The organism is Pseudomonas migulae, assembly GCF_043225285.1.
Taxonomy (GTDB): domain Bacteria; phylum Pseudomonadota; class Gammaproteobacteria; order Pseudomonadales; family Pseudomonadaceae; genus Aquipseudomonas; species Aquipseudomonas migulae_C.
Map to the genome: position 1 here is coordinate 4,123,524 of NZ_CP171224.1, position 23,025 is coordinate 4,146,548.

The window sequence follows — 23,025 nt, forward strand, 5'->3', positions numbered from 1 at the left end:
GAAATGAACTCAATAGAGATAGCCGGGTCAGTCCTTGCTAGGGCCTTATTCCTGCGGATAATGCCGACTTTTTTTCGCAAACTTGAGCCTGTCTTTGCTTATGGTGTCCAGAACCCTGCTGTGCCTCGCTGTATTGAGTGCCTCCACGCCCTTGCTTGCCGATACCGTCTGGTTGAAGAACGGTGACAAGCTGAGCGGCAAGATCACTTTGTTCGACGGCGGCAAGCTGTTGATCCAGACCGAGTACGCCGGCGCGGTGCCGATCGACTGGAAGCAGGTCAAGACCCTGGAAAGCGATCAGGAGTTGCTGGTCAAGCAGGATGCCTACACCGGCGAGAAGGCCAAATCGCTGCACGCGGCCGATGACGGCAAGGTCACGCTGGAAAACGGCGAGGCACCGAAGACGGTCGAGCTGGCGAGTATCCAGCAGATCCTCAAGCCCAAGCCGGTGGTCGAAGATCTGGTCTGGAAAGGCAATATCGACGCAGCGCTGGATTATCAGCGAGCAGAAAAAGACACCGACGACTACGACATCGATTTCAAGACCACGGCGCGTCACGGCAGATGGCGGCATATCGCGGAAGGCGAGTACAACCGCGAATTCCAGGATGATGTGGTGACCACCGATAACTGGCGCGCCGAATACTCCCTCGACCGCTTCCTGACCGAGAAATGGTTCTGGCAGGGGCGTGCGGTTTATAAACGCGACAAGGTTGAAGACCTGTCTCGCCAGCGCACCGTCGGTACCGGTCCGGGTTACCAGTTCTGGGATGACGAACTTGGCGCGTTCTCGCTGGGCTCGCTGGTCAACCGCACGGATTACCAGTTCGCCGACGGCAGCAAGGAAAACTTCTATTCCCTGGCGATGAAGTGGGACTACAACCGCTACCTGATCGGCAAGAAGGTGGAGTTCTTCACCAATGGCGAGGTGGGCAAGCCGTTGTCCGGCGTGGCGGATTACGCGCTCGATGCCGAGATGGGCTTGCGCTACAAAGTGACCGAGTGGGCGTCGCTTAACCTGAAGGCCGAGCGAGACATCATCAGCGGTACTGACGATGCGGACCTGGACAAGACCCGTTACACCGCTGGATTTGGTGTGACCTGGTAAGACGCAAAAAAAAATCGCAGCGATTGGGCTGCGATTTTTTTTGCCTGTAAAACACCCAGGCACAAAAAAGCCCCGCTTTTAAGGGCGGGGCTTTTTACTAAAGCAAGTACAAGTTAGATAACTTGAACTTCTTCAGCTTGCATGCCTTTCTGACCGCGGGTAGCGATGAAAGAAACCTGTTGGCCTTCTTTCAGGCTTTTGAAGCCGTCGGATTGGATAGCTTTGAAGTGAACGAACAGGTCGTCACCGGATTGTGGAGTGATGAAGCCGAAGCCTTTTTCATCGTTGAACCACTTAACGGTACCGGTTTGGCGATTAGACATGGTGTAACTCCTTGAACAAAGATAACTGCGACACAGGAAGAACCCTGGCCGAGACTGAGTGCAAAGAGCAGGAAAAATTCTTGTAGATGGTTGGATCGAAATTCAACATATCGTGTAGAGATTCTCAGTGACACAAGCAGCACAGTGGCGCCACCTTAACCCTTTTTCCGGAACGTGCCAATGCTTCTTGCGAAGGTTTCTCTGTTTTCATGACTGACGGTGCATCGTATTGCGCCGAAGCTGCGGAATTTGCGGGGGATCGGCGAGAATTGCACCCGGACTTTGAACCCGAAGCGCGCGCCCGGTAAGATGCCGGACAGATTTTTTCCACCTCGCTATTCAGGACACCCGCCATGAGCATCAAATCGGACAAGTGGATTCGCCGCATGGCGCAGGAACACGGCATGATCGAGCCGTTCGTCGAGCGCCAGGTGCGCGGCAACGACGATAACCGTGTGATCTCCTACGGCGTGTCGAGCTACGGCTACGACGTTCGCTGCACCAATCATTTCAAGGTGTTCACCAACATCAATTCGGCCATCGTCGACCCGAAGAACTTCGACGCCGGCAGCTTCGTCGATATCCACAGCGACGTCTGCATCATCCCGCCGAACTCCTTCGCCCTGGCCAGCACCGTCGAGTACTTCCGTATTCCGCGCAACGTGTTGACCATCTGCCTGGGCAAGAGCACCTACGCCCGCTGCGGGATCATCGTCAACGTCACCCCGCTCGAGCCTGAGTGGGAAGGTCACGTGACCCTGGAGTTCTCCAACACCACCAACCTGCCGGCGAAAATCTACGCCAACGAAGGTGTGGCGCAGATGCTGTTCCTCGAATCCGACGAAGAGTGCGAAGTGTCCTACAAGGACCGTGGCGGCAAGTATCAGGGCCAACGCGGCGTGACCCTGCCACGTACCTGAGTCAACCGTCTGACCAACCGTGGGAATTCTTGAGCGAGCGTACACTCTATGGGGTGTACTGCTCCGATCCGCGCCAGGCGGATCGGGCCATCGCTCAGGAGTGCTCTATGAAGATCGACCCGCGTATAAGTGCCGAACTGGCAAGGCTTGAGCCCAATCAGGTTGGCGTTTTAGCCTGGTCCTTGCTGGCACATCCGCCCATCAGCATGGCGGGGGGCATCCCCGGTCAGCCTGATCCCGATACCCCGAACGAACAACCGACCGAACCGGGCGAGCCGACCTTGCCGGATGAGCCGCCGCCTGCGCCGGTTGTGTGATCCGATCTCCTTTGTAGGAGCGAGACCGGCTTGCTCGCGATGGTCGTCAACGATTACGCGCGCGTTCAGATTGAACGCGGCGTTCTCGAGTCCATCGCGAGCAAGCTCGCTCCTACAGGGGGTGCGTTCAGCTGACGGGCCATATTTCGTTGTCGCCGATGACGAAAATCCTGCAGTTCTCCTCCCGTTCAACCTGATACCCACCGGTAAATGCGCCGAAGGCCGGTAGCAGGCTGATCTCATCCCCCATTCTGAAACACGGCAGCCGAAGGCTTTGCCGGCCTCGACCGTTCAGCCGATAAACCGGGTGCACATGGCCGGCAAGTACATGCCGCTCTGGATGCGGGTCAGGTTCGTGCTGCAAGGCGAACGGTCCCAGCAGAAGAGGTTCGGGCACCACTCGAATGTTCAACGACAGGGGCGGATCCCCCGCACGCTTGTCGTGATTGCCGCGAATCAGCGTCATGGGCAATTCGCTGTGTCGTGCTCGCCATTCAACCAGCGCGTTCAGCGTGGCGCTAGCGTGGGAACCCGGCCCGTGAAGGAAGTCCCCGAGGAAAATCAGTTGGCGGCAAGGGAGTGCTGCCAGCAATTCATCCAGCACGGCGATGTTTCGCGACGTTGTGCCTTGCGGCACCGGCTGACCCAGTTTGCGATAGGCGGCGGCCTTGCCGAAATGCACGTCGGCGATCAGCAGGGCTTGTTGCGCCGGCCAGTACAGGGCTTTTTCCGGGAGCAACCACAGTTCTTCGCCGGCCAGTCGAATCGGGTAGGGCGTACTCATCAGGCCTTCCCGGTTTCGGCAGTTTTCTCAAGGTCGCTGACCATACGCCTGATGCGGTCGGCAAGTTTTTCCGAGCTCATGCTTTCGCGCATGCGCTCCACCAACAGGGGAAACCCGAGGGGTGTAGGACGTTTGACGGTATGCAAGTCGAGCCTGAGCTGACGGATGTGCTCCAGCGTCTGTTCCAGGCGTTGAATATCCAGTTCGTTGCGCAGGACTTCTTCCCCGGCCTGGGCCAGCAACAGGTTGCCGGCGTCGTACTGTTTGAACACTTCGAAGAACAGACCGCTGGAAGCCTGAACCTGGCGTGTACTTTTCGGCGCGCCGGGATAACCGGCAAACACCAACCCGGCAATCCGTGCGATCTCGCGAAAACGCCGTAGTGCCAGCTCGCCAGCGTTCAGGCTGGCGAGTACGTCGTTCAATAAATGTTCGGCGCTCAGCAGGCTAGGGTTCAGGACACTGGACCAGTCCACAGGCGTGGCGCTAAGCAATTCCAGGCCATAGTCGTTGACCGCGATGGAAAAAGTCACCGCCTGTTGCTGGCTGACCCGCCATGCCAGCAGGCTCGCCAGCCCCAGATGCACCTGGCGCCCGGCGAAGGGATAGAGGAACAGGTGCCAGCCCTCGCGGGATTTCAGCGCTTCGGCCAGCAATGTCTTTGGGGTGGGCAGTGCGGACCAGCGCTGTTGTACTTCCAGCAGCGGACGCACCGCCTGCATTTCAGGGCCAACGAACTCGCCGTGCGCCGCCGCGCCAAAACGCGCAACCACCGCCTGGGCCAGCTCGCTGGAAAGCGGCATGCGCCCACCGTTCCAGCGGGGCACCGCGGCTTTCTTCACGGTGCTGCGTTTGACATAGGCGGTCATGTTTTCCACCCGCACCAATTCCAGCAGCCGCCCGGCAAACAGAAAGCCGTCACCGGGTTTGAGTCGCGCAATGAACCCTTCCTCGACGCTGCCCAACTGCTTGCCACCGCCGCCGTTGCTCCAGAATTTCAGCTGAATGCTCGCGTCGCTGACAATCGTGCCGATGCTCATGCGATGGCGCCGCGCCAATCGCGCATCCGGCACACGCCAGACCCCTTGTTCGTCCGGCTCGACCCGGCGGTAATCCGGATACGCTGTCAGGGAAAGGCCGCCGTGGCGTACGAACGCCAGCGCCCAGACCCATTCCTCCAATGTGAGATCACGATAGGCCCAGGCTCCGCGCACTTCTTCGTACAGATCATCGGGCAGAAATCCGCCGCCCAGCGCCATGCTGACCACATGCTGAACCAGCACATCCAAGGGTTTATGCGGCGATTCACGGGGTTCGATACGGCGCTGCGCCACGGCGTCTTGTGCGGCGGCGGCTTCGATCAATTCCAGACTGTGGGTCGGCACCAGCGTCACCCGCGACACGTGTCCCGGTGCATGACCGGAACGGCCGGCCCGCTGCATCAGCCGTGCGACGCCTTTGGCCGAGCCGATTTGCAGTACCCGTTCCACCGGCAGGAAGTCCACGCCGAGGTCCAGGCTTGAAGTGCAGACCACCGCTTTGAGTTGCCCGTCCTTGAGTGCGCGTTCGACCCAGTCGCGGGTATCGCGTGACAGTGAGCTGTGATGCAGCGCGATCAACCCCGCCCAGTCGGGACGGGCCTCCAATAAAGCCTGATACCAGATCTCCGATTGCGCGCGGGTGTTGGTGAACACCAGGCTGCTGGGGCTGGATTCGATTTCGGCAACGACCTGCGGCAGCATCTTCAAGCCGATATGCCCGGCCCACGGAAAACGCTCGATGGCGGGCGGTAATAAAGTGTCGACCTGCAACGCCTTTGCACTTTGTCCTTGTACGCTGATGCCACCGCCCTGTGGGATCAGGACTTCTTCGGCGTGGGCCTGATTACCCAGCGTGGCGGAAACGCCCCAGACGATCAGCTCCGGATGCCACCGGCGCAAGCGGGCCAGGGCCAGTTGCAGTTGGACGCCGCGCTTGTTGCCGAGCAGTTCGTGCCATTCGTCGACCACCACCATTCGCAAGGTCGACAACGCGGTGTGCGCGTCGGCACGGGCGAGCATCAGGGTGAGGCTCTCCGGCGTGGTGATCAGGGCCGTGGGCAGGCGCCGGCTCTGGCGCGCGCGTTCGCTGCTGCTGGTGTCGCCGGTGCGCAGGCCGACAGTCCACGGGATCTGCAGATCGGGCAACGGCGCTTGCAGTGCGCGAGCGGTGTCGGCGGCCAGGGCGCGCATGGGGGTTATCCACAGCACTGTCAGTGGTGGGGCAAGGGGTTTGCGTTTTTTCGGTGGTTCGACTGGAGCGGGTGAGGCGAAGCGATTGAGCGCCGCGAACCAGACCGCGTAGGTTTTACCGGCGCCGGTGCTGGCGTGCAGCAACCCGGATTGCCCGAGTTTGACCGCGGCCCATACCTGTTTCTGAAAGGCGAAGGGTTTCCAGCCGCGAGCGGTGAACCACTGCTTTGCGTAGTCGGGTGAGGTTCCCATGCCGGCGGTGTGCGCTCTGAAGGTGTTCCTTCAGTGACCGCAGCAGCATGCGAAAGGTTTAATGACGAAACGCGGTCCTGTAGGAGCCGGCTTGCTGGCGATGGCGTCCATGAAATCGCCATCGCCGGCAAGCCGGCTCCTACAGGGATTGCGTGTTATTTGGGATCGCGATCAGCAGCAGGGGTTGCGTGTTACTTAAGATCGCTATCGCCGGCAAGCCGGCTCCCACAGGGATCGAGTGTTACTTGAGGTTGCCGCTGAGGAACTGCTTCAACCGCTCGCTCTTCGGGTTGCCCAGCACGTCTTCCGGCGCGCCTTCTTCCTCGACCAGGCCCTGGTGCAGGAACAGCACCTGGCTCGACACCTTGCGGGCGAAGCTCATTTCGTGGGTGACCATGATCATGGTCCGGCCTTCCTCGGCCAGGCCCTGGATCACCCGCAGCACTTCACCCACCAGCTCCGGGTCGAGCGCCGACGTCGGTTCGTCGAACAGCATGACTTCCGGCTCCATCGCCAACGCACGGGCAATCGCGACCCGTTGCTGCTGGCCACCGGACAGGAACGCCGGGTACTGGTCCGCCACGCGCGCCGCCAGGCCCACCTTGTCGAGGTAGCGACGGGCGCGGTCCTCGGCTTCTTCCTTGCTGCAACCCAGCACCCGGCGCGGGGCCATGGTGATGTTTTCCAGCACGGTCATGTGGCTCCACAGGTTGAAATGCTGGAACACCATGGCCAGGCGGGTGCGGATCCGTTGCAGTTCATCGGCGTCGGCCACGTGCATGCCGTGGCGATCCTTGATCATGCGGATGTTCTGGCCGTCCAGCGTCATCGCGCCATCGTTGGGTTGTTCGAGAAAGTTGATGCAACGCAAGAACGTTGATTTGCCCGAGCCGCTGGCGCCGATCAGGCTGATGACGTCGCCGGTGTTGGCCTTGAGAGAAACGCCTTTGAGCACATGGTGATCGCCATAGCTTTTATGCAGGCCTTCGATGGTCAGTTTGTACATGGGGCATGCATCCTCAAGGCGAAAGTAGGTAGCCGCTGCGAAAGGCTTCGGTGCCCGCGACGTGGGCGATCACCATGCCGGCAGTGGCCATGCGCCGCAGCGAACGGGCGTACATCAGCCCGGCGACGGTGCAATGAACGGGGGTGACGCTATCGTTGACCGGGTCGATGATTTCGGCGATCAGTTGCCCGGCTTCCAGGTATTCCCCCGGCAGCGCGGTGAACACCAGCAAACCGCCCACGGGCGTCGCCACCGGTTCAACGGCGGCCAGCGGCGTGGCGGGATACGGCAGTTCCGGCAGTGGCGCTGGCTCGCCGGCAATCGCGCCGAAGTGAATCAGGTAGTCGAGCAATGCCTGGCAATCGAGGCTGGCCAATGGATGATTGACGTCACCCTGGCCGCGCAATTCGACCGTGACCGAGAAGCTGCCCAGGGGAATGTCGAAGTGTTCGCCGAAGCGCTCCTTCAACTGCCACCAGAGCAGGGTGAAACATTCGTCGAACGACTGACCGCCGGAATCGGTGGCCAGGAGGCTGGCTTCGGAACCGAGGTAACGGGCCAGCGGTTCGACCTGAGGCCAGGCCTCGGGCGTGGTGTAGAGGTGCGCGACCGCTTCGAAATCGCAATGCAGGTCCAGCACCATGTCGGCGTCACAGGCCAGTCGTTGCAGGACCAGGCGCTGGGATTGCAGCTGAGTGCTGGCGGTCTGCCGGGCCAGGGCGTTGCTCAGGCTGGTGCGGATCAGTTCGAGGTTGTGCTGCGGGTCGTCGCCGAGCTGGCCTTCGATCTCGTTGCCGACTTCTTCACTCAAATCGACGAACCAGCGGTTGAAGTTCTGCCCGCTTTCGAGCTCGTAGCGACCCAGCGGCACGTCCATCAGCACCTGTTCGAGGCCGACCGGGTTGGCGACGGGCACCAGCACGATTTCACTGCGCAGGCGGCCGGCGGCTTCGAGCTCCGCGAGGCGTTGCTTGAGGTGCCAGGCGACCAGCATGCCGGGCATTTCATCGGCGTGCAGGGACGCCTGGATGTAGATCTTGCCTTGGGCCGATGTCGGCCCGAAGTGAAAGCTGTGGATCTGTCGTGCGGTCCCCGGCAGCGGGGCCAGCAGGTCATGACTCTGGTGGTGCATGTCTCTTTATCCCTAAAGCGGGCCTTAGTGGGTAGGCCCGAGGAAGGCCAGCCAGCGGCGTTCGGCGAGGCGGAACAGGCCGACCAGCGCAAAGGTGACGGTCAGGTAGATCAGCGCGGCGATGCCGAACGACTGGAAGGTCAGGAAGGTGGCCGAGTTGGCGTCCCGCGCGACTTTCAGGATGTCCGGGATGGTCGCGGTGAACGCTACGGTGGTCGAGTGCAGCATCAGGATCACTTCGTTGCTGTAATAAGGCAACGAGCGACGCAGGGCTGACGGCATGATCACGTAGGCATACAGCTTCCAGCCGGTCAGGCCGTAGGCCTTGGCGGCTTCGACTTCACCGTGGTTCATGCTGCGGATCGCCCCGGCGAAAATCTCCGTGGTGTATGCGCAGGTGTTCAAGGCAAAGGCGAGGATGGTGCAGTTCATCGCGTCGCGAAAGAACGCATCCAGCACCGGTTGCGCACGGACGGCGGCCAGGCTGTAGATCCCGGTGTAGCAGATCAGCAGCTGGATATAGAGCGGCGTGCCGCGGAACAGGTAGGTGTAGAACTGCACCGGCCAGCGCACGTAGAAGTGCGGCGACACCCGGGCGATGGACAGCGGGATCGACACCAGGAAACCGATGAAGATCGACGCGCTGAGCAGCCACAGGGTCATGGCCAGGCCGGTGATGTTCTGGCCGTCGGTATAGAGGAAGGCTTTCCAGTATTCCTGCAGGAGTTCGATCATCGTACGGCCTCCCGTGAACCGGCGGCGTAGCGGCGTTCGAGCCAGCGCAGGATGAAGTTGGAGGCACTGGTGATCGCCAGGTAGATCAACGCGGCGAGTACCAGGAAGTAAAACAGCTGGTAGGTGCTCTTGCCGGCATCCTGGGCAGCCTTGACCAGGTCGGCGAGGCCGATGATCGACACCAGCGCGGTTGCCTTGAGCATCACCATCCAGTTGTTGCCGATCCCCGGCAGGGCAAAGCGCATCATTTGCGGGAAGACCACGATCCGGAAGCGCTGGCCGCGTTTGAGCCCGTAGGCGGTGGCCGCTTCAACCTGCCCGCGAGGCACGGCGAGGATGGCGCCGCGGAATGTTTCGGTGAAATACGCACCGTAGATGAAGCCCAGGGTCAGAACACCGGCGCTGAACGGGTTGATCTCGATGTATTCCCATTCCATGTAGTCGGTGAGCGACGTCAGCCAGGTTTGCAGGCTGTAGAAAATCAGCAGCATCAGCACCAGGTCCGGCACGCCGCGAATCAGCGTGGTGTAACACTGGGCAGGCAGGCGCAGCAGTTTGTGCTTGGACAGTTTGGCACTGGCGCCGAGCAGGCCGAGCAACACGGCCACCAACAGCGACATCGCCGATAATTTGATGGTCATCCAGGTGCCTTCCATCAGCAGCGGACCGAAGCCCTTGAGGCTGAAGGCGGAGAGCCCCAGATTTTGTAAGAGGTTTTCGAACATAAATCAGCAACCTGATCGGATGAAAAAAGCGCCCATCGCGAGATGGGCGCCGGGCATTATTTGCCGCTGTACAGATTCAGATCGCCAAAGTGTTTCTTCTGAATGGTGGCGTAGGTGCCATCATCGTGTAACGCTTTGATACCTTTATCCAAAAGCGCTTTCAGCTCAGTGTTACCTTTCTTAATACCGACCGCTGTTTTGGCTGGCAGCAGTTCGTTGTCGACTGGCTTGCTCACGTCGTAGTCGGCGCCTTGTGGGGACTTCAGGAAGCCCAGTTCGGCTTGCAGCATGTCCTGGATACCGGCGTCGAGACGACCGGAAGTCAGGTCGGAATACACCTGATCCTGGTTCTGATAGGCCTGGGTTTTCACGCCAGCCTTGTCCAGAACGGCCTTGGCGTAGGCTTCCTGAATGGTGCCTTGCTCGTAGCCGACGGTCTTGCCTTTCAGCGAAGCGACGTCTGCGGTGATGCCAGAACCTTTCTTCGAGACGTAAGCGGTTGGGCCGGAGAACAGCTCGCTGGAGAAGTCGATGACTTTTTCGCGGGCCGGGGTGACGGTCATCGAAGAGATCACACCGTCGAATTTATTGGCCTTCAGGCCAGGAATCATGCCGTCGAAATCGCTTTCGACCCATTTGCACTTGACCTTCAGCTCGGCGCAAATCGCGTTCCCCAGATCGACATCGAAACCTACCAGGCTGCCGTCGGCCGCTTTCGACTCGAACGGTGCGTAGGAAGGGTCAACGCCGAAACGCAGTTCCTTGTATTCCTTTGCCAGCGCAGAGCCAGCAGCTACGCACAATGCCAGTGCAGAAAGGGTCAGCAATGCTTTTTTCATTATTCAATCCCTAAGAACCAATATGAGCGCTTGTGGCGCAGAATTATTGTTACTGGTAAGCGTAAGACCTAATGAAAGTAGCAATTTCCGAACCACACTGCCGAACGAGCGTTTTAAAAGGTGATTCGAGAAATCGCTGGGCGGGATTTATGCACGAAAACGGGCGGCGGGATAGAGCTGCACCATCATTGAGCATCTACAACCGCATTTTGTAGGAGCCGGCTTGCTGGCGATCGCATCAACTCGGTCTTTCTGGAACACCGCGGTGATGCGATCGCCAGCAAGCCGGCTCCTACAGGGGATCGAGTCAACCCAGCAGATTTTGCAGGGTCGCGAGGTTGTCGGCTTCTTCGACGGTCTTGTCCCGCCGCCACCGCAACATCCGCGGAAACCGCACGGCGATCCCGCTTTTGTGGCGCTTGGACAGGGCAATCCCCTCAAAACCCAGTTCAAACACCAGGCTCGGTTTCACGCTGCTGACCGGGCCGAATTTCTCCACCGTGGTCTTGCGCACGATGCTGTCGACCTGGCGCATTTCCTCGTCGGTGAGCCCGGAATAAGCTTTGGCGAAAGGCACCAGCGTGCGGTCGCTGGCGTCGGCCGGTCCGTCCCAGACGGCAAAGGTGTAGTCGCTGTAGAGGCTGGCCCGGCGGCCATGCCCGCGTTGCGCATAGATCAGCACGGCATCGACGCTGAAAGGGTCGACTTTCCATTTCCACCAGACGCCCATGTCTTTGGTGCGGCCGACGCCGTACAGCGCATCCCGGGCCTTGAGCATCATGCCCTCGACGCCGAGGCTGCGGGAGGCTTCCCGTTGGCGAGCGAGGTCGAACCAGTCTTCGCCGGTCAGCACCGGGGAGGGCAATAACACCGGGTTGTTGCATTGAGCGATGACCTGTTCCAGTTGGGCGCGACGCTTGGCTTGAGGCTGGTTGCGCCAGTCTTCGCCGGCCCATTCCAGCAGGTCGTAGGCGAGGACCACCACCGGCACTTCATCCAGGATTTTCTTGCCCAGGGTCTTACGGCCGATGCGCTGCTGCAACAGGGCGAACGGTTGCACTGAAGGTGACATCGGCGTCAGCGGATCGAAGGCGTCTTCGGTGTCCGGCGCAGCGCTTTTCCAAGCGACGATCTCGCCGTCGATCACCGTGCCGTCGGGCAGGCAATGCGCCAGGCTGTCGAGCTCGGGGAAACGTTCGGTGACCAGCTCTTCGCCCCGCGACCAGATCCACAGTCGACCGTCGCGCTTGACCACCTGCGCGCGGATGCCGTCCCACTTCCATTCCACTTGCCACTGGCTGGCGGGACCGAGCAGCGCTTCGAACTGCTCGACCGGTTGCGACAGGGCATGGGCGAGAAAAAACGGATAGGGCTGACCGCCGCGTTGGGCATGCTCGTCGGATGATTCGGCGGCGATCAGCTTCAGGTAACTGGCCGCGTCGGGACGATTGGACAAGTCGGTGTAACCCACCAGCCGCTGGGCCACGCGCTTGCTGTCGAGGTGGGCCATGGCCGCCAGGGCACGGGTCACCAGCAGCTTGGACACGCCGACGCGGAAGCTGCCGGTAATCAGTTTGATGCACAGCATCAGGCTAGAGCGGTCCAGTTGCGACCAGAGTTCGGGCAGTCGAGCGGCCAGCACTTCCGGGGATTCACCGCGCAGGGGCAGCAGTTTCTCTTCGATCCACACGGCCAGCCCGTCGGTGGAGCTGTGGGGCGTCTCGGGCAGGACCAGCGAAATGGTTTCCGCGAGGTCGCCGACCGCTTGATAACTCTCTTCGAACAACCACGGCGACAGGCCCGAATACGCCACGGCGAGTTCACGCAGAATGCGCACCGGCACCAGTTGTCGAGGCCGTCCGCCGGAGAGGAAGTAAACCGCCCACGCCGCGTCTTCCGGCGCGGCTTGAGCGAAGTAATGTTGCATCGCCGCCAGTTTGGCGTTGCTCGAGGTGGTCGCGTCGAGTTCGGCGTACAACTCGGCGAAGGCCTTCATGGCAGCACCTCGGCGCTCTCAGGCTCGGTGGTTGCGATCTCTTCCTCATCATCGCCGTACTCGGTGGTGAAGCCTTGGGCGTCAAGGCCTTGCTCGCGCAAATGCCGCACCAGCACCGCGACCGAGCCATGGGTGACCATGACGCGCTCGGCACCGGTCTGCTCGATCGCCCAGAGCAGGCCCGGCCAGTCGGCGTGGTCGGACAGCACGAAACCACGGTCCACACCGCGCCGCCGTCGCGTGCCGCGCAGGCGCATCCAACCGCTGGCAAAAGCGTCGCTGTAGTCACCGAAACGGCGCATCCAGGTGCTGCCGCCTGCCGATGGCGGCGCCAGGACCAACGCCTTGCGCATCATCGGGTCGCTCTTTTTCACCTCGCCGGCGTAGATCGTTGGCGGCAGGTAAACCCCGCTTTCTCGATACACCCGGTTGAGCGGTTCGACGGCGCCATGCACCAGAATCGGGCCAAGGCTTTCATCAATACCGTGGAGAATCCGCTGCGCTTTACCGAACGAATAGCAAAACAGCACGCTGGCCTTGTCTTCGGCGGCGTTGGCTTGCCACCACTGGTTGATCTCGGCAAACACCTGGGCCTGGGGTTGCCAGCGATAGATCGGCAGGCCGAAGGTCGATTCGGTGATGAAGGTGTGGCAGCGCACCGGTTCGAAAGGCGCACAGGTCCCGTCGGGCTCGATCTTGTAATCCCCCGAGGCCACCCAGACTTCACCGCCGTATTCCAGGCGCACCTGCGCCGAGCCGAGCACGTGGCCAGCAGGATGAAAACTCAGGGTGACACCGTGATGCCGCAGCCGCTCGCCATAGGCCAGGGTTTGCAGGTTGATGTCCTGGCCCAGTCGCGCGCGCAAAATCCCTTCGCCGGGCGCGGCCGCCAAATAATGCTGGTTGCCGCTACGAGCATGATCGCCGTGGGCGTGGGTGATGACCGAACGCTCGACCGGCCGCCACGGGTCGATATAGAAATCGCCGGCGGGGCAGTACAAACCTTCAGGACGCGCGATAACAAGGTCCATGTTGTGACCAAAATGGAGGGACTTGTTAGCTATGAGGTTTGCGCTTGCTCAGAAGTTCTATCGAGATTTCACAGGCAAATATTGCCTCCTGTAGGAGCGAGCCTGCTCGCGATGGACGTCAACGATAACGCGTGCTGTCTGAACGAACGCGTTGAACCGACGTTTTTCGCGAGCAGGCTCGCTCCTACAGGGAGACGAGGTTACTTGCCGGGTGTGAGGGTCAATCGCTTGGTGCCGTACACCTTGTCAAAGTTCTGCGGCTGCATCGGCAGGCTCACGTATTGGCCCTTGAGCCATGGATCAACGCTGTCGAGGTAGTTCGGGCTCGCCGGGTTACCCGACTGGCCGGTGCCGTTCTGGCCCATCAGCGGTTCGGCCTGGCCGAAGTCGACGATGAAGCGCATGGCTGGCGCCAGCGTGGTGTTGAAGTCCTGACCCCAGGCGAACGCCGCCGTGTTCAAGGTGGTGTGATCGCCACCCGCCGCGAGCGGTCCGCGCACGGTCTGGCCGTTGGCATTTTTCCACTCGTAACGGTGCAACTTGCCCCACTGCCACGCGCTGTGGGCGCCGCCCAACTGGCTGTCGCCAGCGGTGATGGCCGCCGCGAGACTGCGGGCGAGGATCGCCGGTTTGTCTTCTTTCTGCGGCGTGCGCGCGTCATCCCAGAACGGGCTGTCTTCGCGGCCCAGCAGATGATCGGCCTGGGCCGCGTAGGACAACTTGCCGTTGGCGATAAAGGCTTTCCACGCCGGGCTGCTTTCCGGGCCCAGCTCGTCGAGGAAGATTTGCTTGGCGCTTTCCTGCAGGAACAACTCGTAGATCGCCGCGTCGGCAGAGGTCGGCGCGAGTTTGCCGTCAAACGCCATCAGGCGGCTGAATGCCTCGCGAGCCTTGTCGCGATCAGCCACCGGTAGCGCTTCGATCGCCTTCTTCAGCGGCTGGGCCATGCCCGGCGCTTCGAACATTTTCTTCAGTTTGGCGGCGAAGGTGGTGGTCTGGTCGTATTGCATGGCGATCACGCTGCGCGTGTCCTGTTTGCCCGCACCGGCCAGCTCGGCCAGACGCTCACCGCGCTCCGGTGCCGACCACGAATTGGACAACTGCATGCCATAGCCATGGGGAATGACACGCTGGTTGGCGGTGCCGAGCCAGCCCTGGGCCGGGTCCTGATCGTACGGGTGCAGCATCGGGTCGGCGTAACCGTCCCAATCGTAACGACCTTCCCAGCCCGGCGACGGCAACAGGCCTTCGCCTTCGCGACGGTTCGGGTAACGACCGGTGACTTGCCAGCCGATGTTACTGGCATCGGCAAACACCAGGTTCAGGGTGATCGCACGGATTTCACGGCTGGCGTCCGAGGCTTTCTCGACGTTCTGCGCCCGGGACAGGTCGAAAAACGCGTCCAGGGATTTGTCGTCGGTAAAGTTCGGTGTCTGCAAGGCCAGGCCCAGGCCGTTATCCAGCGCTGTGCCTTTGGCGCTGTTGAGCAGCGGGCCGTGGCGGGTTTCGTACACCGCTTCGCGAATCGGCTGGCGACCTTTGATGAAAAAGGTTTCGTTGCGCACGATCACCGGCTGCCATTTGCCGCCGACTTCGTAGGAAAGTCCGTTGCCCTGGCGTTTGATTTTTTCCAGGAACAGGTCCTGGTTGTCGCCCATGACCGAGGTCATGCTCCACGCCACCTTGCCGTTGAAACCGCCCAGCACCATCGGCAAACCGGCGATGGTCACGCCGGACGCCTGATACTTCGGCGCACGAATCTGCACGTAGCTGAACAACGACGGCACGCCCAGCGGGCCATGGCTGTCGCTGGCCAGCAGGCTTTTGCCGCTGCGGCTGCGTTGCGGGGCAATCGCCCAGTTGTTCGAGGAAGCGGCCGTCAGCAGATTCAGCTCGGACAGCTGAGCGGTAGCCTTGCTGATGTCGGCGAGCCCGGGAATGGCGCCGTTGAGCTTGAGGCCCTGAAGTTTTTCGGCTTCGGCCACCGGCAGTTTTTCGTCCGGTGCGGACGGCGTCAGCCAGGCGAGTTTGTCCGTGGTCACGGTCTGCGCCAGCACCAGCGAGGAAATCTCTTCGGGCAGGTTCGCCGCCTGGCTGAAGTTCAGCAGGCAGAAAATCAGCGCCGAATCTTCCGGCTGCCAGTATTCAGGCTTGTAGCCAGTGGCGGCGAGGTCGGCGGGGAGTTTGTCGCGGTAGCGGAACAGGTACGCGTTGACCCCGCGGGCATAGACCTCGAAGAAGCGTTTGAGGCGCGGCGACGATGCCTTGTACAGCTCGCCGGCGCTTTTCTTCAGGTTGACGGCGCGCATGTAGCGGTCGGCATCGAGCAGGTCCGCTCCGGACATCTCCGACAAACGGCCCTGGGCCAACAGGCGCAGGGTGACCATTTGCGTGATGCGGTCGCTCGCGTGCACGTAACCGAGGGTGAACAGCGCGTCGTGGAAGCTGCTGCTTTCGATCAACGGCATGCCCATGGCATTGCGGCGGACCGAAACGTTTTGCGCCAGGCCCTTGAGCGGCTGCACGCCGGTGGTGGGCGGGAGGGTGTCCTTGGCGTTGAAAGACTGACAACCGGTCAGGCTCAAAACACCGGCCACTGCTGCGGCAACGCCGAACCGGGGAAGAAAATGTGTGAGGGCTGGCGAGGCCATGGCAAAGCTCCTGCGGGGGTAGCGTCAGTAAAGGCGCTACGTTAGAGAGCAGGAGGTGGGCGCGCAAGCGGGGGGCAGGGTTATTTCAGGATTTGTCTGCCGAACGAACAACAATCGCTGCCATCGTCCGGTGAACACCGAACCTGTAGGAGCCAGCTTGCTGCGGGCGGCGTTCCGGCGATAGCGGTCTGACATTCAACATTCATGTCAACAGTTACACCGCCATCGCCGGCAAGCCGGCTCCTACAAAATGGGTGTGTCAGGATTTAGGTGGGTTGACCTTGGCCGCGAGGGCATACGCCTTCACCGTCGCCGGGCGGTTCTGGATGTGGGTGAACCAGCGCAGCACGTTCGGGAAGTCTTCCAGATTCTGGCTCTGCCACTTGTGGGAAACGATCCACGGGTAGATCGCCATGTCGGCAATGCTGTACTCGTCGCCGGCAACAAACTCGTGGGTCGCCAGTTGCTTGTCGAGTACGCCGTAGAGGCGCGCGGTTTCGTCGATGTAGCGCTTGATCGCGTAAGGGATTTTTTCCGGTGCGAACTGGCTGAAGTGATGATTCTGCCCGGCCATCGGCCCCAGTCCGCCCATCTGCCAGAACAACCATTGCAGCGCCAGCTGACGGCCGCGCAGGTCCTTGGGCAGGAACTTGCCGGTTTTTTCCGCGAGGTAGAGCAGGATCGCGCCGGACTCGAACACCGACAGCGGTTCGCCGCCGTCGACCGGTTCATGGTCAACGATGGCCGGGATCCGGTTGTTCGGCGAGATTTTCAGGAAGTGCGGCTGGAACTGCTCGTTCTGGCTGATGTTGATCGGGTGCACGTTGTAAGGCAGGCCGGCTTCTTCAAGGAAAACCGAGATCTTGTGGCCGTTGGGGGTGGTCCAGTAATACAGGTCGATCATGAAGTGCTCCACATCAAGTGACGTCGTAAGGATCGGACAGCAACCGTGGGCATCAGGTCGTCCTGTTTGCGATCGATGGCTTGCCTGTAGGAGGAGGTGATGCTGAAGTGCGTGAAATTCAATGACCTTGCGTGAGAAAAATCGGCATGGAGCTCAAGACCAACGCGGCACTGATCATCATCGACCAACAAAAAGGCATCCTGGAACCGCGGCTCGGCCGGCGAAACAATCCACAGGCCGAAGCGCGGATCCTCGATTTGCTGGCGCATTGGCGTCGAACCGGGCGGCCGGTGATTCACGTTCAGCACCTGTCCCGTTCACCGGATTCGGTGTTCTGGCCGGAGCAATCGGGGGTGGAGTTTCAGGAGCGGTTCCAGCCAATGGCCGGCGAGTGGCTGATTCAGAAACAGGTGCCGGATGCGTTTTGCGGGACCGGGCTGGAGGCGAGGTTGCGCGAGGCGGGGATCGGGCAGTTGGTAATTGTCGGCGTGGCGACCCACAACTCGGTGGAATCCACGGCGCGAGCGGCGGGGAATCTTGGGTTTGATGCGTGGGTGGCGGAGGACGCGTGCTTCACGTTCGACAAGGCGGATTATTTTGGCAATGCGCATTCAGCGGAAGAAGTGCACGCGATGTCGCTGGGGAATTTGCAGGGGGAATATGCGACGGTCGTAAATACCGCACAGATCTTGAATGGATGGTGGCTTTAAGGGCCTCTTCGTCGGAACGCCGCCCGGAGCCGGCTCGCTCCCACAGTTGATCGTATTTCAATGTGGGAGCGAGCCTGCTCGCGAAGGCGATCTACCGGGCGAAGTTGAACATCGCCCGAAGCATCAAGCGCCGTGGCACTTCTTGAACTTCTTGCCGTTGCCGCACGGGCAAGGGTCGTTGCGGCCAACGTCCTTCAGGGCGTTGCGCACTGGTTCCTGGTGCGCGTGACCGCAGTTCGGGCCGTGGACATGGCCATGGTCGTGATCATGGTGGTCGTGATGGTCATGATCGTGGTTGCAGTCAGGGCCATGAACGTGGGGTTGCTGGGTCATCGGGTGTGCTCCGGAATTAAATCGGCGGGGATTATCACGCCATTACGTTTCAGGTGCACGTAGTGCGCGATGAATAAACCGGTTTCCAGCTCACCTTCCAGACGATAGGGAATGGCTTGATCGGGTTTTTTCAGCAGTTTCACCAGCTCCTTCACCTGTGGCCACAGGTTGGTGCGGATCGGCACCTTGAACAGTCCGCTGCGCTTGGGGCCGACCGTGAACCAGTGCTCGTGCTCACCTTCGGTCAACAGGATGTCGCCCAGATGAACCCGGTATTCGAGGCCGCGCACCGTCAGGTCGCTGTCGTTGGGGTTGTCGACACGAAAGTGCAGCAGGAAGCGTTGCTGCATCAGCTTGGCCTGGACCACCTCGACCTTGACCAGATGCACTTCGGGATCCGGCGCATCGTCGCTGAACCAGGACGCACAGCCGCCAAGCCCGAACATCAGGAGCAGGGTGAACAGGTGTGGTGCGAACCGACGGGTGATCATGGTCGTGTTTCTCCCTTGACCCCCAGTCTAGCTCTTCAAGGATCACCTCAACTGGCGAAATACCCCGCGCAGCATTTCTTGAATTTCTGCCCGCTGGCGCACGGGCAGGCATCGTTGCGTCCGGCCTTGAGTGCCACGGTGGGGTCGATGAAGTACCAGTGGCCGGCGTTCTGCACGAACGACGAGCGCTCGCGGTGGCTGTGTTCGCCACTGCCGTCGTGCCAGCGGGCAGTGAAGGTCACGAAGGCGTGTTCCGGCTGGCCGCCGAACACTTCGGAGCTTTCCACTTCCAGCCCGAGCCAGGTGCTTTGCGCGCTCCAGTCGCTGATGGACTGCCGGTCCAGCCCCGCTTGTTGCGCGGGCAGGGTGGTCGCGACCAAGTAATCGATCAGGCCCAGCACATAGGCGCTGTAGCGCGAACGCATTAACGCCTCGGCGCACGGGGCCGGGTGGCCGGCATGGTAATGGCCGCAGCAGGCGTCGAGCAGGGTGCCGCTGCCGCAAGGGCAAATGGATGTACTCATTGCGTTACCACCAGTATTTCCCGAAGTTTTCCGGATTGGCCCAGAACCTTGAGTTGAGCCAGTCGGGGACTTGTTTGTAGTCAAGCAGATCGTAGGTGAACAGGGTCAGCACTTGATCGTCGCGCTGGAAACGTTCGCTGGCTTGCAGGGCCAGGGAGAAAAAATCGGTTTCCTGCCAGCCGCTGGCGGGCAGGTCCGCGAGCACCGCAATGCGACTGGCATTGAGGTTGCGAATCCCGCCGAGCAGGTTCAGGCCGTCACGCTTGGGCAGGTGTTCGAGGCAATCGACCACCAGCGCCAGATCGAACCGGCGGGCTGCAATTTCGGCGGGCAATGGTCCGGGCGCCGCGTGTGCAACGCAGGTGTCAGGGTGTGCGAGCTTGAACGCTTCCAGCGCCGGGAACTCGCTGGCGCCGATCAGCAACAGGCGCGGCGGGGCATAACGGTCCAGCAAAGCGGCCAGTGCTTGCTGCGGCGTGCGTGAAGAAATACCTGCAATCATCGAAGATCCTCATTCAGAGCGCCAAGACTAGCCTGCCCAAAGCCCCAGATATAGAGCGCCTCGGCGGCAAAAGTGCCGATCGCCCGTTAACACGGGATAAAACTGCAATGGCCTATTGCTGGCGGAGATTAAAACTCGGGTCTTTACTCCGTGAATCGGTTCTAAGCCGATCCCTCAGGAGAAAACTAGATGAGCATAGTTCGGACAGCATTACCCTTGGTTCTGCTAACCAGTGTGTTGACTGGTTGCGCAGGTTTGCAGAAAACCGACTGGCCGACCTGTGCGGCGGTCGGCGGTGTCGTGGGTGCGGGTCTCGGCGCGACCGAGAGCTCCGCATGGGCAGGGTACGGCGCGCTGTTGGTCGGTGGTACGGCCGCTGCCTATTGCTGGGTTCACGGTGATGGCGACGAAGACGGCGATGGCGTGCCGGACAGCCGCGACAAGTGCCCGGGAACGCCTAAAGGCGTTCAGGTCGATGCCGATGGCTGCCCACCACCAGTTCCTGCACCAGTGGTTGAAGAGGCGGTTGTGGTCAAGGAAGAAACCATTGTCATCCGCGATGTTCACTTCCAGTTCGACAAAGCCACACTCACTGCGGCTGACAAACAGGTCCTCGACAAGATTGCCACTCGTTTGAAAGCGGAAGCCCCGACGGCCCGGTTGACCGTGACTGGCCATACCGACAGCGTGGGCAGTGATGCCTACAACCAGAACCTGTCGGATAAACGCGCTCACTCGGTCGTCGAGTACCTCATCCAGGAAGGCGTGCCACGCAGCAACTTCGTGTCTGTTTCCGGTGCCGGTGAAAGCCAGCCGGTTGCGGATAACAAAACCGCCGACGGCCGTGCACAGAACCGTCGCACGGAAATCAAAATCCAACGCTAGGTCCCTCGCATCCGCGGCTTGTGCAGTCGCGGATGCGGGTCTTTACTCCTGTGTAACCGGCAACGGCCGGTAACACAGGAGCTTTCACCATGAGCCTTCTCACACGGACCGTCTTGCCGGTTCTGCTGCTTGGCAGCCTGTTGACCGGTTGCGCTACTCACAGCGATGGCACTGCCCCCCTCAATCAACGTACCTGGCCCATCTGCAGCGTTCTCGGCGGCCTGGTCGGTGGCGGCCTGGGCGCTATCGAGAGTGGCGGTTGGGCGGCCGGCGGAGCGGCGCTTGGTATCTTGACCGGTGGCCTGATCTGCTACGCCCAGGATGGCGACGAAGATGGCGACGGCGTCTTCGATCGACGCGATCGCTGCCCGGACACGCCGGCCAATACGCCCGTCGAACATCACGGTTGTCCACTGCCGCAATACCCGGCCAGCGTGAAACCGGCCGAACCTGCTGAACCCGAAGTCATCACCCTGAGCGATGCGGGCGACGTTCTGTTTGCTTTCAACAAATCCGACCTGACACCTGCGGCACAAAGTCAGCTGGATACGTACATGCCCAAACTGCAAAGCGCGGACGTGGTGAGCATCAAGGTGATCGGCCATACCGACAGTGTGGGTTCGGATGCCTATAACCAGGCACTCTCGGAACGACGCGCCAGCAGCGTGGCGGCGTACCTGTTGGGCATGGGCCTGGCGCCGAACAAACTCACCAGCGAAGGTCGCGGCGAAAGCGAGCCGGTGGCCGATAACGAAACGGACGAAGGACGCGCGAAAAACCGTCGCGTGGAATTGCACATCAATCGCTGAGCCCCGCGATAGAGCCGTCGGGCAACCCTTTCGGTTGTACCGACGGTCATTCGGCGGCCTTCATGAAGAATTTTCCGTTGCCCTCTGGCTTATCCCGCGTGGAAGCCGTTACTGTGCGCGCAAAGAATAATTCTCAACGGGGGAGCGTATGAAGGTGTTTTGGGCGCTGGGAAAGCTGTTGACCCTGCTGTTCTGGCTGGTGGTGCTGGTCAATCTGCTCATACCTTTTGTCAATCCGCTGCACCTGCTGGTCAATGCGGCTGGCGGCCTGCTGGCGTGCCTTCATCTTCTCGAGGCGCTGTTCTGTTTCCGCAGCCTCCGGGGTCGCGCCCACCCTTGGCGTGACCGCTTGAAGATTGTCTTTTTCGGTGTTTTCCACCTGCAAACCATTCCGGCTCCTGCCGTTCCGAAGGCTTCCCATGCGTAAACTCTGTCTGCTCGCTGCACTCATCAGCCCGTTCGCCTGTGCCCAGGTGGTCAGCGTCGAAACCAATTCGCTGATGCGCCTGCCCAACACCGCCAGCACTTTGCAACTGGAGCGCCTGGAAGTGGCCGATTACGGCACCTTGCTGATTCCCTCGAACGTGACCGAAGTCAGCGTGGGTGAATTGCGCCTGGGCCGTGAAGCGCGTATCGCGATTGTGCCCAGCGAAAATGCCCTGGCGTTGAAGGTCAATCGTGCCGACTTGTCCGAAGGCAGCCAGATCACCGCGCGCGGTGCACCGGGGACTTACCTCAAGGCGGCCCGTTCGGGACGCAATCTGAATCTGCAGATCAAGGCATTGAATGCCGCGCAGTTGTCGGTCGATGCACGCGGTGGTGCGGGAGCGCCGGGTTTTGTCGGTCTCGACGGCGCCAACGGTCAGGCACCGGGTTGCACCTGGGGCCAGGCCGGTCGCGGTGCCGATGGCAGCAATGGCAGCGACGGGCAACCGGGCGCGCCGGGTGCGCTGGTCAGGCTGGAAGTGCCGCAAGACTATCCGGCGGAGCAGATCAAGGTTCAGGTCGCCGGCGGTGCCGGTGGTCTGGCCGGCCCTGGCGGCAAGCCGGGCGCGGGTGGCAAGGCCAAGGGTTGTCTGGTGTACAAGGCCGACGGCGGCAAGAGCGGCAAGCCAGGCGTTGATGGCCAGCCGGGGCCCGCGGGTGCAGCGGGTTCGGTGACGGTTCAGCGGTTGTAAATGATTCCGGAAATGTTTGTCGTCTGATCGAATGCCATCGCGAGCAGGCTCGCTCCCACAGGGATCACACCAGCCACTGTGGGAGCGAGCCGGCTCCGGGCGGCGTTCCGACGAAGCTTTTAAAGCATCGGGCGAGCCGAGGCGATCGCCACCAACACCAACCCCACAATCAGATTAACCCCCACCAACTTGCGAATCCTCCCCAGCACCGCAGCACCCGCCGGCCAATCCTGCGCCGTCACCGCCGTACGCAACTCCGGCAACAGCAACGCCTGAATCCGGATAAACAGCGCGGTCATCACCAGGTACAGGCCCATCATGATCTGCACATAACGCGGCGCGGCCTCGAAACCGCTGTACTGCAAATGAATCATGCCCACTCCGCTGATCGGCAACAGCACCACCGCGACCCAGACCCAGCGGAAAAAACCTTGAAACACTTCGACCCACAGCTTCAAGCGGGCCGGGCCTTCCAGCGCCTTCATTGCGGCGGGGCGCAGGACCATCCAGGCGAAAAACATGCCGCCGACCCAGACCAGGGCCGACAGGACATGCAGGGTGTAAACGATGCCAAAAGGTGTCATTGGGGTACTCCGTTCTGCGCGGGATTAATTAGCGCGGTATGATAGCCGCCGAACC

General features: G+C 61.1%; 25 protein-coding genes. 8 read left to right on the forward strand and 17 right to left on the reverse strand.

What is annotated here, in order from left to right; translation table 11 throughout:
* Nucleotides 1-100 precede the first annotated feature (100 nt).
* Nucleotides 101-1,108, forward strand: coding sequence for a DUF481 domain-containing protein (locus tag ACF6ZU_RS18860; RefSeq protein ID WP_392885877.1), 1,008 nt, complete (start codon nt 101-103; stop codon nt 1,106-1,108).
* Between the two features lie 113 nt (nt 1,109-1,221).
* Here ACF6ZU_RS18860 and ACF6ZU_RS18865 read toward each other — a convergent pair whose 3' ends face one another.
* Nucleotides 1,222-1,431, reverse strand: coding sequence for a cold-shock protein (locus ACF6ZU_RS18865; RefSeq protein ID WP_002554837.1), 210 nt, complete (start codon nt 1,429-1,431; stop codon nt 1,222-1,224).
* Between the two features lie 353 nt (nt 1,432-1,784).
* On the opposite strand from ACF6ZU_RS18865, the gene dcd reads away from it, so the two are divergent.
* A complete protein-coding gene (gene dcd / locus ACF6ZU_RS18870; protein WP_150604965.1) occupies nt 1,785-2,351 on the forward strand; it encodes a dCTP deaminase in 567 nt (188 codons plus the stop codon).
* Nucleotides 2,352-2,458: 107 nt separating this feature from the next.
* Nucleotides 2,459-2,668, forward strand: a complete 210-nt coding sequence (locus ACF6ZU_RS18875) for a hypothetical protein (protein WP_084321795.1) — start codon at nt 2,459-2,461, stop codon at nt 2,666-2,668.
* Between the two features lie 127 nt (nt 2,669-2,795).
* Here ACF6ZU_RS18875 and pdeM read toward each other — a convergent pair whose 3' ends face one another.
* From pdeM to ACF6ZU_RS18930, 11 genes are all read right to left on the reverse strand, one after another.
* The gene (gene pdeM / locus ACF6ZU_RS18880) at nt 2,796-3,452 is read right to left on the reverse strand and encodes a ligase-associated DNA damage response endonuclease PdeM (RefSeq protein WP_392885923.1); all 657 of its coding nucleotides are present in this window, start codon (nt 3,450-3,452) and stop codon (nt 2,796-2,798) included.
* On the reverse strand, nt 3,452-5,935 hold the full coding sequence (locus tag ACF6ZU_RS18885) for a ligase-associated DNA damage response DEXH box helicase (RefSeq protein ID WP_392885925.1): 2,484 nt from the start codon (nt 5,933-5,935) through the stop codon (nt 3,452-3,454). Before ACF6ZU_RS18885 ends, pdeM begins: the two co-directional genes overlap by 1 nt.
* Nucleotides 5,936-6,176: 241 nt before the next feature.
* Nucleotides 6,177-6,941 (reverse strand): ABC transporter ATP-binding protein, encoded by a 765-nt coding sequence (locus ACF6ZU_RS18890; RefSeq protein ID WP_392885927.1) that lies wholly within the window; start codon nt 6,939-6,941, stop codon nt 6,177-6,179.
* Between the two features lie 13 nt (nt 6,942-6,954).
* Nucleotides 6,955-8,073, reverse strand: a complete 1,119-nt coding sequence (locus ACF6ZU_RS18895; protein ID WP_392885929.1) for a succinylglutamate desuccinylase/aspartoacylase family protein — start codon at nt 8,071-8,073, stop codon at nt 6,955-6,957.
* 24 nt (nt 8,074-8,097) lie between these two features.
* Nucleotides 8,098-8,808, reverse strand: coding sequence for an ABC transporter permease (locus tag ACF6ZU_RS18900; RefSeq protein WP_392885932.1), 711 nt, complete (start codon nt 8,806-8,808; stop codon nt 8,098-8,100).
* Complete coding sequence (locus tag ACF6ZU_RS18905; RefSeq protein WP_392885934.1) at nt 8,805-9,533, reverse strand: ABC transporter permease; 729 nt, start codon at nt 9,531-9,533, stop codon at nt 8,805-8,807. The genes ACF6ZU_RS18900 and ACF6ZU_RS18905 overlap by 4 nt, the downstream gene beginning before the upstream one ends.
* Before the next feature lie 56 nt (nt 9,534-9,589).
* Nucleotides 9,590-10,372 carry a transporter substrate-binding domain-containing protein gene (locus tag ACF6ZU_RS18910; protein ID WP_392885936.1) on the reverse strand — a complete coding sequence of 261 codons (783 nt, stop codon included), beginning with the start codon at nt 10,370-10,372 and terminating at the stop codon, nt 9,590-9,592.
* Between the two features lie 307 nt (nt 10,373-10,679).
* Complete coding sequence (locus ACF6ZU_RS18915; RefSeq protein WP_392885938.1) at nt 10,680-12,368, reverse strand: ATP-dependent DNA ligase; 1,689 nt, start codon at nt 12,366-12,368, stop codon at nt 10,680-10,682.
* Nucleotides 12,365-13,399: a ligase-associated DNA damage response exonuclease gene (locus tag ACF6ZU_RS18920; RefSeq protein ID WP_392885940.1), complete on the reverse strand. Its 1,035-nt coding sequence runs from the start codon at nt 13,397-13,399 to the stop codon at nt 12,365-12,367. The genes ACF6ZU_RS18915 and ACF6ZU_RS18920 overlap by 4 nt, the downstream gene beginning before the upstream one ends.
* Nucleotides 13,400-13,599: 200 nt before the next feature.
* Complete coding sequence (locus ACF6ZU_RS18925) at nt 13,600-16,050, reverse strand: penicillin acylase family protein (protein ID WP_392885942.1); 2,451 nt, start codon at nt 16,048-16,050, stop codon at nt 13,600-13,602.
* A 259-nt stretch (nt 16,051-16,309) separates the two neighbouring features.
* Nucleotides 16,310-16,954 carry a glutathione binding-like protein gene (locus ACF6ZU_RS18930; RefSeq protein WP_392885944.1) on the reverse strand — a complete coding sequence of 215 codons (645 nt, stop codon included), beginning with the start codon at nt 16,952-16,954 and terminating at the stop codon, nt 16,310-16,312.
* A gap of 146 nt (nt 16,955-17,100) precedes the next feature.
* On the opposite strand from ACF6ZU_RS18930, the gene ACF6ZU_RS18935 reads away from it, so the two are divergent.
* Nucleotides 17,101-17,664 carry a cysteine hydrolase family protein gene (locus ACF6ZU_RS18935; RefSeq protein WP_392885946.1) on the forward strand — a complete coding sequence of 188 codons (564 nt, stop codon included), beginning with the start codon at nt 17,101-17,103 and terminating at the stop codon, nt 17,662-17,664.
* A 123-nt stretch (nt 17,665-17,787) separates the two neighbouring features.
* Here the strand turns inward: ACF6ZU_RS18935 and ACF6ZU_RS18940 are convergent, their stop codons facing one another.
* From ACF6ZU_RS18940 to ACF6ZU_RS18955, 4 genes are read right to left on the reverse strand one after another with little or no spacing between them, the layout of a single operon-like run.
* Entirely contained in the window at nt 17,788-17,997 is a 210-nt protein-coding gene (locus ACF6ZU_RS18940) for an SEC-C metal-binding domain-containing protein (RefSeq protein ID WP_007906737.1), read from the reverse strand.
* The gene (locus ACF6ZU_RS18945; protein ID WP_392885949.1) at nt 17,994-18,488 is read right to left on the reverse strand and encodes an LEA type 2 family protein; all 495 of its coding nucleotides are present in this window, start codon (nt 18,486-18,488) and stop codon (nt 17,994-17,996) included. The genes ACF6ZU_RS18940 and ACF6ZU_RS18945 overlap by 4 nt, the downstream gene beginning before the upstream one ends.
* Nucleotides 18,489-18,535: 47 nt before the next feature.
* A complete protein-coding gene (locus ACF6ZU_RS18950; protein WP_392885951.1) occupies nt 18,536-19,012 on the reverse strand; it encodes a YchJ family protein in 477 nt (158 codons plus the stop codon).
* 4 nt (nt 19,013-19,016) lie between these two features.
* Nucleotides 19,017-19,514 carry a DUF6231 family protein gene (locus ACF6ZU_RS18955; protein WP_392885953.1) on the reverse strand — a complete coding sequence of 166 codons (498 nt, stop codon included), beginning with the start codon at nt 19,512-19,514 and terminating at the stop codon, nt 19,017-19,019.
* Nucleotides 19,515-19,703: 189 nt separating this feature from the next.
* On the opposite strand from ACF6ZU_RS18955, the gene ACF6ZU_RS18960 reads away from it, so the two are divergent.
* The 4 genes from ACF6ZU_RS18960 (at nt 19,704) to ACF6ZU_RS18975 (ending at nt 22,386) form a co-directional block, all read left to right on the forward strand.
* Nucleotides 19,704-20,399, forward strand: a complete 696-nt coding sequence (locus ACF6ZU_RS18960) for an OmpA family protein (RefSeq protein ID WP_392885955.1) — start codon at nt 19,704-19,706, stop codon at nt 20,397-20,399.
* Nucleotides 20,400-20,488: 89 nt separating this feature from the next.
* Nucleotides 20,489-21,208, forward strand: coding sequence for an OmpA family protein (locus tag ACF6ZU_RS18965; protein ID WP_392885957.1), 720 nt, complete (start codon nt 20,489-20,491; stop codon nt 21,206-21,208).
* Between the two features lie 148 nt (nt 21,209-21,356).
* Complete coding sequence (locus tag ACF6ZU_RS18970; protein ID WP_392885959.1) at nt 21,357-21,635, forward strand: DUF1145 domain-containing protein; 279 nt, start codon at nt 21,357-21,359, stop codon at nt 21,633-21,635.
* Nucleotides 21,628-22,386 carry a collagen-like protein gene (locus tag ACF6ZU_RS18975; protein ID WP_392885961.1) on the forward strand — a complete coding sequence of 253 codons (759 nt, stop codon included), beginning with the start codon at nt 21,628-21,630 and terminating at the stop codon, nt 22,384-22,386. Before ACF6ZU_RS18970 ends, ACF6ZU_RS18975 begins: the two co-directional genes overlap by 8 nt.
* Before the next feature lie 119 nt (nt 22,387-22,505).
* Here ACF6ZU_RS18975 and ACF6ZU_RS18980 read toward each other — a convergent pair whose 3' ends face one another.
* Nucleotides 22,506-22,970 carry a CopD family protein gene (locus tag ACF6ZU_RS18980; RefSeq protein ID WP_392885963.1) on the reverse strand — a complete coding sequence of 155 codons (465 nt, stop codon included), beginning with the start codon at nt 22,968-22,970 and terminating at the stop codon, nt 22,506-22,508.
* Nucleotides 22,971-23,025: the final 55 nt, after the last annotated feature.